We start from the raw sequence: 16304 nt of genomic DNA, 5'->3' as shown, positions 1-16304 counted from the left end.
CTCTATGTTCGAACGTTTCCAGGAATTCTTTCAAAATCTGACCGCCGACAATTCGAAAAAGGGCTTTGCGCCGGATGATCCGCGCATTGCCGTGGCCGCGCTCTGTATGCAGGTCATGGAAGCGGATGGGCAGATCAAGGATAGTGAGACAAAACGGCTGCGCAAATTGCTGAAGGAGCAGTACGGTCTCGACAGCAAGCAACTCGACGCGCTGATTGCCGCCGGCCAGGAGGCCGAGAGCGATGCCGTCGATTATTACCGGTTCACGGCGGACCTGAAACGCCATCTCGATACCGAACAGCGCCTCGAACTGATCGGCATCCTGTGGGATATCGTATATGCCGATGGCGAACGCAGCGAGATGGAAGACGATGCAATCTGGCGCATCGCCGAACTCCTTGGCGTTTCGGCGCGCGAGCGCATTCAGAAACGCCAGGAAGCGGCGAAACGCGTAAAAGATACCGAGGTGGTTCAGGACGATGTCGATTGAACGCCCGAGCTACCGGCGCCCTGTTCTGATCGTCCTGCACCAGGAGCGATCGAGTCCCGGCCGGGTCGGTCAGCTGCTGGTCGAGAAAGGCTATCCTCTCGATATCCGGCGACCGGTGCTCGGCGACAAGCTTCCCTCGACACTTGCTCACCATGCCGGCGCGGTCGTCTTCGGCGGCCCGATGAGCGCCAACGATCCCGATGATTTCATCAAGACGGAAATCAACTGGCTGGATGTGCCGCTTAGCGAAAAGCGTCCGTTTCTTGGTATTTGCCTCGGTGCGCAGATGCTGGTGCGCCATCTCGGGGGCAAGGTGCAATCCAATGCCGATGGCACCACCGAGATCGGCTGGTACCCGCTGCGCGCGGCGGAAAAGGGCCGACTGCTGATGCAGTGGCCGAAGATGGTTTACCACTTCCACCGCGAGGGCTTCGACCTGCCCCGCGGCGCCGATCTGCTGGCCGAAGGCAATACCTATCCAAACCAGGCCTTTCGATACAACGAAAACGCCTGGGGTTTGCAGTTTCATGCGGAACTGACACGGGCGATGATGCACCGCTGGGTCGTGCACGGCGCCCAGCGCTTCATCCTGCCGAACGCGCAGCAAGGTCGCGAGCACCTCGAGGGGCGCATGCTTTTTGACGCGCCGCTCAAGGCATGGCTGAACGAATTCCTCGACATCGTTTTCGAGGGCAAGGCATCCAAGACCACCGCGATATCGAGAGCGGTTCTCACGGGCTATTCAGGTGCGTCCGGCAGCACACCGTGCTAAAATCGCCCGTCACCCTCCGGGGCGACGTTTCAGTAGCAGGAATGCGTTCCGATCCACGATTCGGCCTCGAAATGCTGCATACGGTCAGCGACGGGCTCGAGCTATCTCAGGGGAACTCCATGTCTAACTACGAGCAGAAACTTGCAGCGATGGGGTTGGTCCTTCCGCAGCCCCTGAAGCTTCCGTCCGGCATGATCCTTCCATTCCCATGGGTAAACGTACGCGGCAATCGAGCTTTTGTTTCGGGACATGGTCCGCAGAACAGCGACGGTACACCTGCCGGTCCGTTCGGCGCTGTCGGTGAGAATGTGTCCGTCGAAGAGGCCAAGGCCTCGGCGCGGAAAGTAGCCCTGTCCATGTTGGGCAGCCTGAAGCGCGAGTTGGGCAGTCTCGATCGCATCACCGGCTGGTGTCGCGTGTTCGGCATGGTCAATTGCGCGCCGCGCTTCGCCAATTCGCCGGCCGTCATCAACGGTTTCACCGAGCTTATCATCGAGGTATTCGGCCCGGAGGTCGGAAGTCATTCGCGCTCGGCGATCGGTGTTGCCGGGCTGCCGCTCAACTTTCCGGTCGAAATCGAAGCCGAGATATTGGTCTCGACCTAGTGTCGGCGGATCGTCAGATCTGCTCGTGTCGTGTGGGCGCATCGAGCGTATCGATCTTGCGCAATTGAGGGAAGCTTGTAGCCCAGATGACCGCGACGGCGAGAGTTCCGACGCCGCCGATAATCACGGCGGGCACGGCGCCGAAAACGGATGCCATCGTGCCGGCCCGGAATTCCCCAAGCTCATTGGAAGCTCCGACGAAGACGGTGTTGACGGCGTTGACGCGGCCTCGCAGCTGGTCCGGCGTCCAGAGCGCGATCAGGCTCTCTCGGACATAGACGGAAACCATATCCGCCGCGCCCATCAGCGCCAGCGCGGCGATCGATAGTTCCGTGTTCGTCGAGAAGCCGAAAACGATGGTGCCGAGTCCGAACAACGCAACGCCAATGAACATGTAGACGCCAGCGCGATGCCGCAGCGGATAGGCGGCAAGCAGGACCGCCATGATAATCGCACCGACGCCCGGCGCGGATCGCAGCAGACCAAGGCCCCATGGGCCAAGCACCAGGATATCCCGCGCAAAGATCGGCATGAGCGCGGTGGCACCGCCGAGCAGCACGGCGAAGAGATCCAGCGAAATCGCCCCGAGCACCACCTTCTCGGCCCGAATGAAGCGGAAACCGCCCAGGATCATGTCCCAGCTTTTCGCCACGCCCGTCGTCTTCTGCTCCGGCTTTGGAATCATGTAGAGCAGCGCTGCACCGAGTGCCGCGAAGACCACCGCGACGGCATAGGCCGTTTGGGGGCTGACGCCGTACAGCAAGCCGCCAAACACAGGGCCAGTGATGGCCGCCAATTGCCATGAGGACGAATTCCAGGCGATTGCGTTCGACAGGTCCTGCGGCGGCACGAGATTTGGCGCCAGCGACTGGACGGCCGGCGACATGAAGGCGCGCTCGATGCCGAAAATCAGTAATACGGCAAAAACGGGGAGGGGAGAGAAAGTCCCCGTGATCGTCATCAAAAGCAGCGCCAGCGTGCATAACCCGCCGACAAGCGAGCAGATCGAAGCGATCGCACGCCGGTTGTGACGATCGGCAACCGACCCGGTCACCAGGATCAGCAACAACGAGGGAAGAAACTGCACGAGCCCGATCAGGCCCAGGTAGATCGCGCTCCCTGTCTGGTCGTACATCTGCCAGCCGACGGCGACGCTGACGATCTGCTGAGAAAAGGACAGAAGAAAGCGGGCGAAGAAGAAACGGGCATAGGACCGATGCCGGAACGCGGCGAAACGGTCTCCGGTAGACGAAAAAGACATCAGGGCGTTCCGAGGAAAAAGCGTGGCAGCGGCGCGCGGCGCGCCTGTTAAACATGATTTACCATGCGTTTACACACGGCACTTGCCCGTTTAGTCGCCAATGTCTACATGTCTGTCAACAACGAACTGGAGACTACGATGATTGCCATCTTTCAAACCATTGATTTGGCTTTGAATCTTTATACTTGGGTGTTGATTGCCAGCGCTATTTTCTCTTGGCTCTATGCGTTCAACGTCATCAATTCCAGCAACCAGTTCGTCAATTCGGTCGGAATGTTCCTGTTCAACGTCACCGAACCGGTGCTGCGCCCGATCCGCCGCGTGCTGCCGAACCTCGGCGGCATCGACATTTCGCCGATCATCCTTTTGCTTATCATATTCTTCATTCGCTCGCTGATGTGGAACACGATCTTCCCGCTGGTGGCGTGACGCGACCCTGGACAGCCGGTGCCGATCACGTCTCGCTCGCCGTCAGGTTGACGCCAAAAAGCGGGCGCGACGCAATCGATGGTGTCGAAGCGGATGCTGAAGGCAGGTCGCACCTGAAAGTGCGCGTCACCTCGATTGCCGAGAAGGGCAAGGCCAACAAGGCCCTGATCGCCGTCGTGGCGGAATCGGTCGGCCTTGCCAAGTCCTCCGTCGGCATCATCTCAGGCGAGGCATCGCGTAAAAAAATCCTCCGGATCGAGGGCGACCCGGAGGATGTGATCAAAAAGCTGGATGCTCTTGCGGGGCTGTGATCAGGCCTTTTCCTTCTTGGCGCGTTCGATCGCCTCGAGGATCAGCGCCCCGGCCTCCTTGGCATCGCCCCAGCCGAATATCTTTACCCACTTGCCGGGCTCGAGATCCTTGTAGTGCTGGAAGAAGTGTTCGATCTGCTTGACCGTAATCTCAGGAAGGTCGGTGTAGTCCTTGACCTTGTCGTAGCGCATCGTCAGCTTCGGCGATGGCACGGCAATGATCTTCTCGTCCTTGCCGGAATTGTCTTCCATCTTCAGCACGCCGATCGGGCGAACATTGATGACGCAGCCCGGAACGAGCGGTCGGGTGCTTGCTACAAGCACGTCGATCGGATCGCCATCTTCCGAGAGCGTATGGGGGACAAAGCCGTAATTGCCGGGATAGGTCATCGGCGTATAGAGGAACCGGTCGACGACCAGCGTGCCGGCTTCCTTGTCCATCTCATACTTGATCGGATGACCGCCGACCGGCACCTCAATGATGACGTTGACGTCCTCAGGTGGGTTCTTGCCAATGGAAATCGCGTCTATGCGCATGGAGCTTCCCTCTAAAGGTTAAGTCGATGGTTGCCAGATAATGGGAATCATCCCGCAACGCAACACGGCAAGGGCAATTTGAGCAGGACGAACGAGGTGAACGTGGACGGCGCTCAGGGCAAGGCGCCGCTCTGCCGTTTGGTCGGAGCCAGCCCCGCGCCTGATCTGGACCGTCTTGTCTGGCCCTGCCAGAGCAAACCCAGGCGCTGCCAACGCCTGGCGAACCGCCCATCGCCTCGCGTCAAAAGACGCTGCAGACGGTAGGCCAGGAGACCGGTTCCCAGACCCGACCCTACTGACACGGCAATGATCCACGGAGAAACGAAGGTCTCGGGGCGGCTTGCATCCAACAGCAAATCCGGGAAGATCCGGTGCAGGAGATAGATGTGGTAGCTCGCGGCGGCGACCGGAATGACCATAGCTGCAAGCAGCGCTGGAACCTTCAGCTTGGGCAGATAGACCAGCAGCGCCAGGACAGGCAACTGCACGCCATAAAGGAACCAGGATCCCACCCAGTTGCCGCCCGTGTAAGCCATGAGAGGCATGGTCACGCCGGATGCCAGGATGACTGCAAGCCGCCGTCGGGGGGAGCTGGCAAACGCAGCGCACCAACCAAAAACAGCAAGATGCAGCACCCATGGCAGCGTAAATATCTGTCTCGCGCCAATCGGCCAGAGGATCGGGCTTGCAAAGTGCAGCGCCGTTGCAGCCACGAGCAGAATGAAGCCGAAACGAAATGGATCGACGCTGGCAAAGCGGCGAATGGCCGGCGGAGCGAACAGCAGCGCCCACAGCAGCAGCAACTGCACGAATGCCTCCACGAACCAATAGAGATACGGCAGCATTTCGTGCCGCTCAGGCGCCGCGAAGCCCAAATTGCCGACGAGAAAGACCGACGCCCACGGCACCGCACCCCAGCCAATGCTGAAACCGAGTACGACGAGATAGTAGGGTAGCAAGACAAGGCGGAGTTGCCTGAAGAACCTGCGAAAATCGCCGTCGAACAACGCCTTCGACTGGAACCGTGCCAGACCGAAACCACAAAGAACAAACATCGTACCCGCCCCGCCAGGAATGGGCCAGGTGGTGGCATGGTGGAAAACGACCAACAGGATCGCAATGGCCCTCAACAGAATGTCGCTGGAGATCACACGCGCCGCAAGCGCGGTTTGCGACCGTGCCGACAGCGCGCCGACACTCATCTTCTCCCATCCCTCGGGTGCCGCCCCCAGCAGGCGCTCAAGCCCGACGGTCATTTCAAGGTAGCGCAGCGAATCTCCTCCAAGGTCTGCGAAACAGTCGTCGGGCAAGACCTGCTGCGGGAAAAATACCTCCTTGAACAGAGTGGCGACGGTAGGTTTCTCGCTGTCCGACGGGCGCTCGGTCATTCGCGCGCGAAGCTGCTCATAGTCAAGCTTTCCGTTTGCCAGCCGCGGCAGTTCCTCGAGGGCGACGGCGCGGGCATGCGGCAGACCGATGCCGGCCGCCAGCGCCAATTGCCCGCGCACCTCTGCCTCTGTATGCGCGCCAGTGAAGGCAGCGAGAACAAGTTCGTCGTCACCGACGACAGCTGTGGTGATTCCGCGTTCCGAAAGCGCGGCCTCGAGCGCGTCATGGCCCAACCGTATCCCGCCTATCTTCGACATCCGCCGCAAGCGACCTGTGATGCGATAGAGGCCGTCCGCGTCGCGCACCCCAATGTCGCCGGTTCGAAGCTCATCGATGTCTGCTCCCCTCGCCAGATCGTGACGCGTCTCACCGTAGCCAAGCATGACGTTCGGTCCGCGGTAAACCAGTTCGCCGGGCACATTGTGCTCGCGGACCGTCGTGCCACTTTCGTCCACCAACCGCAGTTCGCCGCCAGGCACGGCAAGGCCGATCCCATCAGCGTGGTCAGGCAGCCGCCGCGGGGGGACATAGGCGATCCGCGCGGTGGCCTCGGTCTGTCCATACATCACGTAAAAGCGCCGCCCCTCGGGGACAAGCCAGTCATGATAGAGGCGAACATCCGAAGGCGGCAGGCGACCACCGGCAACGGTCATGAAGCGGAGATCCGGATATCGTTGCTGACGAAAGCCACGTTGCTCCATCAACTCGTATGAGTGGGGAACGCCCGACAGATTGGTGCATTGAGCTGCCTTGAACTCCTCGACAAATGCCGGATCGAGGATTGATGTTCCCGGCACCCAGAGCGCCGCTCCGACAGAGAGATGTGAATTCAGGATCGAGAGCCCGTAGGAGTAATGCAGCGGCAATGTCAGTGCACCGACATCCGCGGCATCGAGTTCAAGATACTGGGCGATCGAGGAAGCATTGGCGGCGACCGCTCCTGCGGAAAGCCTGACGGCCTTTCCGCAACCGGTGCTCCCCGATGTCATCAATATCAGCGCGAGGTCATGGTGAATGCGGCTCTGCGGCCTGTAGCCGGTTTCGTTCAACCGCCAACGCCCATTCTCCTTTCGGAAGGCCAGTTCCGGTTCAAACCGCTCGACAAACGACAGCCAGGCGGCATCATCATCCGGGGGCAGCAAGGCGGCGGCATGGCCGCCGGCAAGCGCTGCAAGATAGGCAGCGATCGAGTGTTCGGAAAGGGCGGCTTCTATAGCGACAAGCTTCTTGCCCGCGCCCATCGCGCGCGCCGTAGCCGCGACGCGTTCTGCCAGTTCGCCATAGGTAATATGTGGCCGCGACGGTATCAGCAGGGCCGGCCCATCGGGCACCCGGTCGAGGTGCGTCCAAAAGCCCTTCGACATGACCATCTCCCACGCAATCCACCGCGCGTGAGCAGCCAAATACATAAGTTGAGTATGATTTGCAAGTTTGTGATCAACAGCGAGAGCTAATTGCTGCAGCGCCCGAAAAAAACAATGCGCGCCCTGATCAGCTCCAGATGAAGCCGATCTTCTTCAGCTGCTTTTGATCGAAGGTTTCCATGCCCTCGCAGTAATCGGCACCGCCGTGGCTGCGATAGAACCGGGCACCGGTCTCGTTTTCCTCCAGGCACCAGACAACCATGCCATTGCAGCCAAGCGACTTCAAAAGCCGCCGCGCTTCGCCAAACAGCATATGGCCAAGGCCGATGCCCTGGTATTCAGGCCGGAGGTAGAGCTCATAGATCTCGCCCTCCTGCGGAAGGGCGCGAGCGCGGTTGAGTCCGAGCGTTGCATAGCCCGCGACGGTCCCGGCGACATCGAGAACGAGCAGCGTAGCCGGTCCACGGGTTGCCTTGCGCCACCATGTCTCGCCACGCCGTTCGATCATCTGCGTCAGTGCCTTATGCGGAATGATCCCCGCATAGCTATGTTGCCATGCAAGCCGATGCACTTCCGAAATAGCTCGGGAATCGTGCGGCTCGGCCCGCCGAACATCGATCGACAACGTCTTCATAACGCTTACTCTGGCCTTGTCGCGGACAATTAACCATATGCGCCAACGCATTCCGGCCGATTGCCCACAGACTTAACATGTGGACGACAGCTGAAATTTAACGCTTTTTTAACTATTGCGACAAGCGGAATTCGGCGCCGCGCACAAATAAAAACCCCGGCACGATGGCCGGGGTTCCGAGGCATGACTGTCTAGGTGGCTCAGGCCGACTTGGCCTTGCTGAAGCGCTTGCGATCGTTCGCATCGAGATACATCTTGCGCAGACGGATCGACTTCGGCGTCACTTCCATCAGCTCGTCGTCCTGAATCCAGGAAAGAGCGCGGTCAAGCGTCATACGGATCGGCGGCGTCAGCTTGACGGCTTCGTCCTTGTTGACCGAGCGGATGTTGGTCAGCTGCTTGCCCTTGAGAACGTTGACTTCAAGATCGTTGTCGCGCGAGTGGATGCCGATGATCATGCCCATGTAGACCTTTTCGCCGGGCTCGATCATCATCGGGCCGCGATCTTCGAGGTTGAACATGGCATAGGCAACAGCTTCGCCCGGCGCATTGGCCAAGAGAACGCCGTTGGTGCGGCCGCCGATTTCGCCCTTGAACGGCTGGTATTCTTTGAACAGACGGTTCATCACGGCGGTGCCGCGCGTGTCGGTCAGCAGTTCCGACTGATAGCCGATCAGGCCGCGGGTCGGAGCATTGAACACCAGGCGAAGACGGTTGCCGCCGGAAGGACGAAGCTCGGCCATTTCAGCCTTGCGCTCGGACATCTTCTGGACGACGATGCCGGAATGCTCTTCATCGACGTCGATGACGACTTCCTCGATCGGCTCCATCAGCTGATCGTTCTCGTCGCGATGCATGACGACGCGCGGACGCGACACGGCCAGCTCGAAGCCTTCGCGGCGCATGGTTTCGATCAGAACGGCGAGCTGCAATTCGCCACGACCGGAAACGTAGAACGAGTCCTTGCCTTCGGCTTCTTCGATCTTCAGCGCGACATTGCCTTCGGCTTCCTTGTACAGGCGGTCACGAATGACGCGCGATGTAACCTTGTCGCCTTCGGTGCCGGCCAGCGGGCTGTCGTTGACGATAAAGGACATGGTGACGGTCGGCGGGTCGATCGGCTGTGCCTTCAGCGCCTCGGTGATCGCAGGATCACAGAACGTGTCGGCGACCGTGCCCTTGGAGAGGCCTGCGATCGCGACGATGTCGCCTGCATGCGCTTCGTCGATCGCCGTGCGCTCGATGCCGCGGAAGGCTAGAATCTTCGAGATGCGGCCGGTTTCGATCAGCTTGCCATCCTGGCCGAGAACCTTGACAGCCTGATTCGACTTGATCGAGCCGGAATTGATACGGCCGGTAATGATGCGGCCGAGGAAGGGGTTGGCTTCGAGGATCGTGCCGATCATCGTGAACGGGCCTTCGGCAACCGTCGGCTCCGGAACGTGGCTGAGCACGAGGTCGAGCAGCGGTGCGAGACCCTGATCCTTCGGGCCCTCAGGCGCAACGTTCATCCAGCCATCGCGGCCGGAACCGTAGAGGATCGGGAAGTCGAGCTGTTCGTCGGTGGCGTCGAGGCTGGCGAACAGGTCGAACACTTCGTTGATGACCTCTTCGTGGCGGCCATCGGGACGGTCGATCTTGTTGATCGCGACGATCGGCTTCAGGCCGACCTTCAGCGCCTTGGAGACGACGAACTTGGTCTGCGGCATCGGACCTTCAGACGAGTCGACCAGAACGATCGCGCCGTCCACCATCGACAGGATACGCTCGACTTCGCCACCGAAGTCGGCGTGGCCGGGGGTGTCGACGATGTTGATGCGAACGCCCTTCCACTCGACCGAGGTCGCCTTGGCAAGAATCGTGATGCCGCGCTCTTTTTCCAGGTCATTGGAGTCCATGACGCGTTCTGCAACGCGCTGGTTCTCGCGGAACGAGCCGGACTGTTTCAGAAGCTCGTCAACCAGGGTCGTCTTGCCATGGTCAACGTGCGCGATAATCGCGATGTTGCGAAGTGCCATATGTTTAGATCTCTGAGGCTGGGGCGCCACGCTGGGAGAAGGCGCCTATTTCGTTTGGGCGGCTCATACAGTGTTTTTCGCCGTTGCGAAAGGGGGGAACCGGAATTGCGGTGACTCCGCCGAACCTGATCATTCCGCCACCAGCCCGCTGCGGCGCAGGAGCGTCAATAGCAGGAGCGGCAGAAGCGTGGTGATCACGATGGCGATGAAAGCCATGGCCATGCCAAGCCCGATCGATCCCTGCTCGAACTGACGCCAGATGAAGGTGGCGATTGTCTGCATGCCGACCGGCGCCACGACGACCGACGCGACCAGCTCTCGCGAGGCAAGCGCAAAGACCAGCAACATCGCCGAGGCGAGACTTGGAAACACCAGCGGCAGCAGGATGCGGCGGAAAGCAGTTACCCCGCTGGCGCCGCAAACGCGTGCCGCCGCCTCCAGGCTGTCGCCGATCTGCTGGAAGGCCGCCGTCGTATAGCGCACCGGCTGTGGCACCAAAATGCAGCAATAGGCAAGCAGTAGGATGAAGGCGGTGTTGTAGGGCGTGGCTGGAAGCCAGGGCATGTTCCAGGCAAGGATCAGGCCGACGGCAACGACGATGCCCGGCAGGGCATTCGGCAGGATAGTCATCGTATCGATGACTGTCCGCCCGCGGGTCCTGGTCTTGACGACCGTGTATGCAGCCATCACGCCGATAAGACCGGTGATCAGTGCCGTGCCGATCCCCAGTGAAAAGCTGTTGGCGAGGGCGGCCAGCGCGCCGGCGCTGTTGCTGAAGACGGACACGAAATTGGCAATGCTGAAATTGTCCGCCGCCAGTCCGCCCGAGATGGTCCGCGAGAGCGCGGTCATCAGGATTGCCAGCAACGGCACGCCGGTCGCGAGAAAGGCGACGAGGGAGAAAGCCATCATCACCGGAAATTTCAGCGCACCGAGCGGCCGCTTGTCCTTGTCCGTCGGTTTACCGCCGACCGTCTGGTAGGAGCGCCGCGACAGGATCCATCGCTGCAGCAGGAAGGTCACCAGCGACAGCGCGACGAGCAGTATCGAGAGGATCGCGGCGCCCGGAAGATCGATGGGCCAATCGGAGATGCGCAGGTCGATGCCGGTAACCAGCACCTGAAAGCCGGCGCGCCGGCCAAGTGCCGCCGGAGTGCCGTATTCCTCGATGGCGGCTGCGAAGACGAGCATCAGGCTGGCGACAAGTCCGGGGGCGGAAAGCGGCAGGGTAATGCGCCAGAAAGCGCGTGCCGGCGTGGCGCCGAAGACCCGGCCGACATCGGCATAGCGCGCACCGACCGCCTCGACCGTGCGCGACACCGCGAAATAGACGACCGGAAAGGTATTGAAGGCCATGACCATGGTCATGCCGAAAAGCGAGAAAAGAAACGGAGCGAGATTGAAGCCCGCGACCTGCTCGAGATAGCCGCGCGGCTGCAGCGTCATGATCCAGCCCAGCGTGGCGATGTAGGGCGGGATCATGAAGGGAACGAGCAGCAGCACGTCCCAGAGCGGCGCCAAGGGAATGCGATAAAGCGCGCGAAAGACCCCGAGCGGCACCGCAACCAGGGATGAAGCCAGCACGACACAAGCGCCGAGCAGCAAGGTGTTGCCCGTCATGCCGACTAGCGCGCTATCGGCAAGCGTATCCATGAGAGCGGAGAAAGGGCCCGCGAACGAGCCCTGTCCGAGATTGGGGAAGATGCCCTGAAGCACCACGGCAATGAAGGGAACAGCAACGATGACGGTCAGGCCCGCAATCGCGAACCAGGCAGCCGGAGCCGCGCCGCCGACATCGTTCGCCCTCATTGCCTTGTCCTCACTTGCCGCCGAACGTGTCGGTGATCTGCTTCAGCGTCTCCTTGCGCTTTCCGTAGACGGCAGCGGTGTCGTACTTCAAGAGCTTCAGATCGCTGATCAGCGGGCGGCTTGCCGGAACATCGGAGCGGGCCGGCATCAGCATCTGGTCGGCAACGAGCTTCTGGCCTTCGTCAGAGAGCATGTAGTCGATGAACTTCTTGGCGTCGTCCTGGTTCTTGGACCAGTTGAGGATCATGGCAGGGCGCGGCGCGATTACCGTACCGGAGGTTGGAAAGACGACTTCGATGTTCTCGCCTTTTTCCTTGGCATTGAGGGTGATGTAGTCGACGGCGCCGAAGACCGCAGCCTTCGCCCCCTGCAGAACCGGGTTCAGGGCTTCGGCATTGGCACCGGCGATGACCGCGCCGTTGTCTTTCAGTTCCTTGAAGAGCTTGAAGTCATCCTGGCCGGCAAGGGCCGCGGTCAGTTCGAAAGACGAACCGGATTGAGCGGGATCGGGGATATTGACGAGATCCTTGTATTCCGGCTTCGTCAGGTCGGTCCATTCGGTCGGCTTCGGCGTGCCGCTCTTGGTGTTCCAGGCGATGCCCAGCGCCGAGATCCCCTGCGCGACTGCTGTGTCGGTCTTCAGGAAGTCGGGCACCTTGGCGGCATTCGGGCTGGTGTAGGAAACGAGCCAGCCGCGCTTTGCGAAATCGGTGGCCGTATCCCAGGAAGCCGAGATCAGAACGTCGACGACCGGGTTTGCTGCCTCGGCCTCGATACGGGCCATGACCTTGCCGGTAGTTGCCTGGAAAACATTGACCTTGATGCCGGTCTGCTGGGTGAAGCCGGCCGACAACTTGTCGATCAGGCCTTGAGGGCCGGCGGTGTATACGGTGATATCGGCGTGGGCGACGCCGGCCATCAGGGTTGCGGCGAAAACGCCGAAAGTGATTTTTTTCAACGATTTAAACATTTTCCAAATTCTCCTTTTTGGATAGATGAACCCCGTTGCCGAACCAGCGGATCTGGTCGACATCGATCGTGAGGCCGACCCCTTCGCCCGGACGCAGTTTGGTGCGGCTCAAAACCTGCAATTCTGTAGTGTCGGCTCCGACAAGCGAAACAGTCGCCAGGTGGCCGTCGCCGCGGAACTGCGAACGCAGCACCGTTGCCGCGAACCGACCCGGGACCATATCGCCAGCCGTGATCGACGCGGTGGGAATGAGCACCCGCGCCGTCCGGCTCGCAGCCGCAACGCCGCCGAGCAGCACCACACCGCTATTTCCGAAAAACCAGCGCCCGTCTCGATACTGAAGATCGGCAATGCCGCCGAGGCGCAGGAAATCCGCCACTTCTGGCGTTGCCGGCCGCTCGATCAGTTCGTCGGGCGATGCCAGCTGTTCGATCAAGCCGCCACGCATCACCGCGACGTCGTCGGCAAGCGTCAACGCCTCGCTATGATCGTGGGTGACATAGATGGCTGTGAGACCGAGCGTCGCGATCAGTTCGGCAAGCTCGCCCACCATGTTTTCGCGCAGTTCGCGGTCGAGGTTCGACAGCGGCTCGTCGAAGAGGATGAGCTGCGGCTCGGCGACGATGGCGCGCGCAATTGCCACGCGCTGCTGCTGGCCACCGGAGAGATCGCTCGGACGGCGGTCGGCATAAGCACCGAGGCCAACACGCTCCAGCGCGCGCATTGTTCGCTCATGGCGTTCCGCTCTGCCCATGCGGCGCATTTCGAGCGGAAAGGAAACATTGCCGCCCACTGTCAGGTGTGGCCAGAGCGCGTAGTCCTGAAAGACCATGCCGAGATTGCGCTTTTCGGGCGGAGAGAAAACACCGCTCGATTCGTTCGCCACGATTTGGCCGGCAATGGACACCGACCCTTTCGTCGGAGACAGCAGGCCGGCGACAAGTCTCAGCAAGGTTGTCTTGCCACAGCCGGAAGGGCCGAGAAGCGCAAGCGTCTTACCTCTGGACAGCGAGAGATTGATACCCTTCAGGACCGCCGTCGCACCATAGTGCAATTCGACGTCAGCCGTCGAAACGGCAGCATTGGTCTCTGAACGTTGAGAGGTCATGAAAAACCGGCATCGGTGAAGATCGATGCCGGTTGCATATTAACAATCGATGACACTCATGTGACGAAGCGGCAGCGACGCCACCACGCGCCCGCTTTCTCACATCTTCTCATCGAGAAGTGTTCAATCCCACGCGCTATGCGTCGCTGCCGGAAAGCTCCTCGAAGGTCGCAAGCCCCTTCTTGACCAGCATCGCATCCGGGCTCGGCAGCTTGCCGCGGAAAGCCTTGTAGGCATCCTCGGGATCTATTGAACCGCCGACCGAATAGATGTTGTCCTTGAGCTTGGCAGCCATCTGACCGTTGAAGGCATCGCCGGTCTCCTCAAAGGCCTGGAAGGCATCTGCATCGAGCACTTCCGACCACATGTAGGAGTAATACCCGGCCGAATAGCCGCCGGAGAAGATATGCTGGAAGTGCGGCGAGGCATGGCGCATGACGATCGCCTTCGGCATGCCGAGCTCCGCAAGCACTTCGGCCTGAACCGCCATCGGATCCTCGATCTTGTCGCGCGTGTGGAAGGCCATGTCGACCAGCGCCGACGAGGTGAATTCAACGGTGTTGAAGCCGGAGTTGAAGGTACGCGCTGCCAGAACCTTGTCGAGCAATTCCTGCGGCATCGGCGCCCCGGTTTCAAAATGCACGGCATATTGCTTGAGAATGGCCGGAACCGTCAGCCAGTGCTCGTAAAGCTGCGACGGCAATTCGACGAAATCACGCGAGACGCCGGTGCCCGAAACCGAGGGGTAGGTGACATTGGAGAGCATGCCGTGCAGCGCATGGCCGAACTCGTGAAACAGTGTGCGGGCGTCATCGAGCGACAGCAACGCCGGCTTTCCATCGGCAGGCTTGGCGAAATTGCAGACATTGTAGATGATCGGCAGCTCGCCGGTGTGGCCATTCTTCAAAGGCAGCTTGTGCTGCGACTGGAACGAGCTCATCCATGCCCCTGAACGCTTCGAACTCCGTGCGAAGTAGTCGCCGAGGAACATCGCGACCAGCCTGTTCTCCTGGTCACGGATTTCGAACACCCGCACATCGGGATGATAGGCTGGAACGCCTTTCTTCTCGATGGCATGAATGCCGAACAGCCGGCCGGCCACGTCGAAGCAGGCATCAATGATCTTTTCGAGCTGCAGGTAGGGCTTCAGCTCGGCCTCGGAGAAATTGAACTTCTGCGCCCGGATCTTCTCGGCATAGTGCCGCCAGTCCCAAGGCATGACTTCGTGGTTCTTGCCCTCTTCGGCAATCAGCTTTGCGATGTCGCCTTCTTCCTCTCCGGCTCGCCTGACGGCCTTCACCCAGACTTCCTTCAACAGGTGGTTCACTGTGTCAGGCGTCTTGGCCATGGTATTGTCGAGCTTCATCTCGGCAAAATTGCCATAGCCGAGCAGCTTTGCCACCTCGTCGCGCAAGCCGAGCGTTTCGCGAATGATGCCACGATTGTCCGACGGGCCGTCGTTTGCCCCGCGCGCCACCCAGGCCTGGAAGGCCTGCTCGCGCAGATCGCGGCGTTCCGAGAAAGTCAGAAACGGCTCGATGATCGACCGCGACAGCGTCACGGCGAACTTGCCGTCCTCGCCACGCTCGCGGGCGGCGGCGGCCATCGCGTCTCTCAGGAAATCGGGCACGCCGACAAGATCGGCCTCGTCGGACAGGTTCAGCGCCCAGCCTTTCTCGTCCGCCAGCACGTTCTGGCCGAACTGCGTGCCGAGGCCGGCAAGCTTTTCATTGATGCCGGCAAGCTTCTCCTGCTCGGCCTTCGGAAGCTTCGCACCGGACTTGACGAAGCCCTTCCAGTGACGCTCCAGCACACGCGTCTGCTCCAGGGTCAGACCGAGACTCTCGCGCTTCGCCCAAAGTGCATCGATTCGCGCAAACAGCGCCGCGTTCATGCCGATCTTCGAATAATGGCGCGACATCTTCGGCGAGATTTCCCGTTCGAGCGCCTGAATTGTATCGTTGGTGTGCGCGCCGGCCCTGCCCCAGAAGAGCGCCGACACCCGCGCAAGCGCGTCGCCAGCGGTCTCCAGGGCCACGACGGTGTTCTCGAACGTCGGCTCTGCCGGATTTCCGGCGATCTCGTCGATCTCACGCTCGTGCGAAGCAAGCGCTGTGTCGAAAGCGGGCGCGAAGTCGCCGTCGTTCAAGGCGTCGAAACGCGGCAGACCGTGCAGGCCGTTCCAATTGACGAGTTCCGGATTGAATTCTGGTGTCGAAGGCATGCGGACATCCTTTGTGGCAGGCTGATGAAACGGCAATATAGGAAGGGATTGACGCGATTGGTATTCCCTCGTGTATTGGACTGGGCGATGGACACGACACCGAGAGCTTGAATTCAAGAGTTCCGCGCCGACCGGCTTACGTTGATGGAAGGCAACCAACATGGCGTTCGATTGGCACAGCGACGAGATCACGCGCACTACGCCTCTGACAGGATCGTATCGCAACACTCAGAACGTCAGGCGCTTTTTCCAAACGGAATGCGGCGAAGGCTTCAAATTCGACCGCTCGTTGATGGCGTGGCTCAAGACGGCAATCGATCAGACGATGGGGGATGCAGCCGACGAATGGCGCCGGCGTGAAGCGGCCAAGCGATAATCCTCCG

General features: G+C 60.6%; 15 protein-coding genes. 6 read left to right on the top strand and 9 right to left on the bottom strand.

The window, feature by feature from the left end; translation table 11 throughout:
* The first annotated feature begins 4 nt into the window (after positions 1 to 4).
* From ASC90_RS15960 to ASC90_RS15950, 3 genes are all read left to right on the top strand, one after another.
* Positions 5 to 490, top strand: coding sequence for a TerB family tellurite resistance protein (locus ASC90_RS15960; protein ID WP_056542262.1), 486 nt, complete (start codon positions 5 to 7; stop codon positions 488 to 490).
* Complete coding sequence (locus tag ASC90_RS15955; RefSeq protein WP_056542260.1) at positions 480 to 1262, top strand: glutamine amidotransferase; 783 nt, start codon at positions 480 to 482, stop codon at positions 1260 to 1262. The genes ASC90_RS15960 and ASC90_RS15955 overlap by 11 nt, the downstream gene beginning before the upstream one ends.
* A gap of 119 nt (positions 1263 to 1381) precedes the next feature.
* Entirely contained in the window at positions 1382 to 1867 is a 486-nt protein-coding gene (locus tag ASC90_RS15950; RefSeq protein WP_056542646.1) for a RidA family protein, read from the top strand.
* A gap of 13 nt (positions 1868 to 1880) precedes the next feature.
* On the opposite strand, the gene ASC90_RS15945 is transcribed toward ASC90_RS15950, so the two are convergent.
* The gene (locus ASC90_RS15945) at positions 1881 to 3128 is read right to left on the bottom strand and encodes an MFS transporter (RefSeq protein ID WP_056542257.1); all 1248 of its coding nucleotides are present in this window, start codon (positions 3126 to 3128) and stop codon (positions 1881 to 1883) included.
* Positions 3129 to 3266: 138 nt separating this feature from the next.
* On the opposite strand from ASC90_RS15945, the gene ASC90_RS15940 reads away from it, so the two are divergent.
* Complete coding sequence (locus ASC90_RS15940) at positions 3267 to 3557, top strand: YggT family protein (protein WP_056542255.1); 291 nt, start codon at positions 3267 to 3269, stop codon at positions 3555 to 3557.
* Positions 3554 to 3868, top strand: a complete 315-nt coding sequence (locus ASC90_RS15935; protein WP_056542253.1) for a DUF167 domain-containing protein — start codon at positions 3554 to 3556, stop codon at positions 3866 to 3868. Before ASC90_RS15940 ends, ASC90_RS15935 begins: the two co-directional genes overlap by 4 nt.
* Here ASC90_RS15935 and ppa read toward each other — a convergent pair whose 3' ends face one another.
* The 8 genes from ppa to ASC90_RS15895 form a co-directional block, all read right to left on the bottom strand.
* Complete coding sequence (ppa, locus tag ASC90_RS15930) at positions 3869 to 4405, bottom strand: inorganic diphosphatase (protein ID WP_056542251.1); 537 nt, start codon at positions 4403 to 4405, stop codon at positions 3869 to 3871. It abuts the gene before it with no gap.
* Between the two features lie 113 nt (positions 4406 to 4518).
* Positions 4519 to 7158: an AMP-binding protein gene (locus ASC90_RS15925; protein ID WP_056542250.1), complete on the bottom strand. Its 2640-nt coding sequence runs from the start codon at positions 7156 to 7158 to the stop codon at positions 4519 to 4521.
* Between the two features lie 127 nt (positions 7159 to 7285).
* A complete protein-coding gene (locus ASC90_RS15920) occupies positions 7286 to 7792 on the bottom strand; it encodes a GNAT family N-acetyltransferase (protein ID WP_056542248.1) in 507 nt (168 codons plus the stop codon).
* Between the two features lie 200 nt (positions 7793 to 7992).
* On the bottom strand, positions 7993 to 9810 hold the full coding sequence (typA, locus tag ASC90_RS15915) for a translational GTPase TypA (RefSeq protein WP_056542246.1): 1818 nt from the start codon (positions 9808 to 9810) through the stop codon (positions 7993 to 7995).
* A gap of 129 nt (positions 9811 to 9939) precedes the next feature.
* The gene (locus ASC90_RS15910; RefSeq protein ID WP_056542243.1) at positions 9940 to 11619 is read right to left on the bottom strand and encodes an iron ABC transporter permease; all 1680 of its coding nucleotides are present in this window, start codon (positions 11617 to 11619) and stop codon (positions 9940 to 9942) included.
* 10 nt (positions 11620 to 11629) lie between these two features.
* Positions 11630 to 12589 carry an ABC transporter substrate-binding protein gene (locus ASC90_RS15905; RefSeq protein ID WP_056542242.1) on the bottom strand — a complete coding sequence of 320 codons (960 nt, stop codon included), beginning with the start codon at positions 12587 to 12589 and terminating at the stop codon, positions 11630 to 11632.
* The gene (locus ASC90_RS15900; protein WP_056542239.1) at positions 12582 to 13697 is read right to left on the bottom strand and encodes an ABC transporter ATP-binding protein; all 1116 of its coding nucleotides are present in this window, start codon (positions 13695 to 13697) and stop codon (positions 12582 to 12584) included. The genes ASC90_RS15905 and ASC90_RS15900 overlap by 8 nt, the downstream gene beginning before the upstream one ends.
* A gap of 136 nt (positions 13698 to 13833) precedes the next feature.
* Entirely contained in the window at positions 13834 to 15921 is a 2088-nt protein-coding gene (locus ASC90_RS15895) for a M3 family metallopeptidase (RefSeq protein ID WP_056542237.1), read from the bottom strand.
* Positions 15922 to 16081: 160 nt separating this feature from the next.
* On the opposite strand from ASC90_RS15895, the gene ASC90_RS15890 reads away from it, so the two are divergent.
* On the top strand, positions 16082 to 16297 hold the full coding sequence (locus tag ASC90_RS15890) for a DUF6434 domain-containing protein (RefSeq protein ID WP_056542234.1): 216 nt from the start codon (positions 16082 to 16084) through the stop codon (positions 16295 to 16297).
* The last annotated feature ends 7 nt before the right edge of the window (positions 16298 to 16304 follow it).

The sequence above is a fragment of the Rhizobium sp. Root1220 genome, assembly GCF_001426265.1.
Classification (GTDB): domain Bacteria; phylum Pseudomonadota; class Alphaproteobacteria; order Rhizobiales; family Rhizobiaceae; genus Rhizobium.
The sequence above is the reverse complement of the archived record's forward strand: the minus strand, read 5'-3'. Positions and strand labels throughout refer to the sequence as shown.

Bases quoted from the DNA above. Each gene is read 5' to 3' on its own strand.
- ASC90_RS15960 (WP_056542262.1), top strand. From the start codon at position 5: ATGTTCGAACGTTTCCAGGAATTCTTTCAAAATCTGACCGCCGACAAT.
- ASC90_RS15955 (WP_056542260.1), top strand. From the start codon at position 480: ATGTCGATTGAACGCCCGAGCTACCGGCGCCCTGTTCTGATCGTCCTG.
- ASC90_RS15950 (WP_056542646.1), top strand. From the start codon at position 1,382: ATGTCTAACTACGAGCAGAAACTTGCAGCGATGGGGTTGGTCCTTCCG.
- ASC90_RS15945 (WP_056542257.1), bottom strand. From the start codon at position 3,128: ATGTCTTTTTCGTCTACCGGAGACCGTTTCGCCGCGTTCCGGCATCGG.
- ASC90_RS15940 (WP_056542255.1), top strand. From the start codon at position 3,267: ATGATTGCCATCTTTCAAACCATTGATTTGGCTTTGAATCTTTATACT.
- ppa (WP_056542251.1), bottom strand. From the start codon at position 4,405: ATGCGCATAGACGCGATTTCCATTGGCAAGAACCCACCTGAGGACGTC.
- ASC90_RS15925 (WP_056542250.1), bottom strand. From the start codon at position 7,158: ATGTCGAAGGGCTTTTGGACGCACCTCGACCGGGTGCCCGATGGGCCG.
- ASC90_RS15920 (WP_056542248.1), bottom strand. From the start codon at position 7,792: ATGAAGACGTTGTCGATCGATGTTCGGCGGGCCGAGCCGCACGATTCC.
- typA (WP_056542246.1), bottom strand. From the start codon at position 9,810: ATGGCACTTCGCAACATCGCGATTATCGCGCACGTTGACCATGGCAAG.
- ASC90_RS15910 (WP_056542243.1), bottom strand. From the start codon at position 11,619: ATGAGGGCGAACGATGTCGGCGGCGCGGCTCCGGCTGCCTGGTTCGCG.
- ASC90_RS15905 (WP_056542242.1), bottom strand. From the start codon at position 12,589: ATGTTTAAATCGTTGAAAAAAATCACTTTCGGCGTTTTCGCCGCAACC.
- ASC90_RS15900 (WP_056542239.1), bottom strand. From the start codon at position 13,697: ATGACCTCTCAACGTTCAGAGACCAATGCTGCCGTTTCGACGGCTGAC.
- ASC90_RS15895 (WP_056542237.1), bottom strand. From the start codon at position 15,921: ATGCCTTCGACACCAGAATTCAATCCGGAACTCGTCAATTGGAACGGC.
- ASC90_RS15890 (WP_056542234.1), top strand. From the start codon at position 16,082: ATGGCGTTCGATTGGCACAGCGACGAGATCACGCGCACTACGCCTCTG.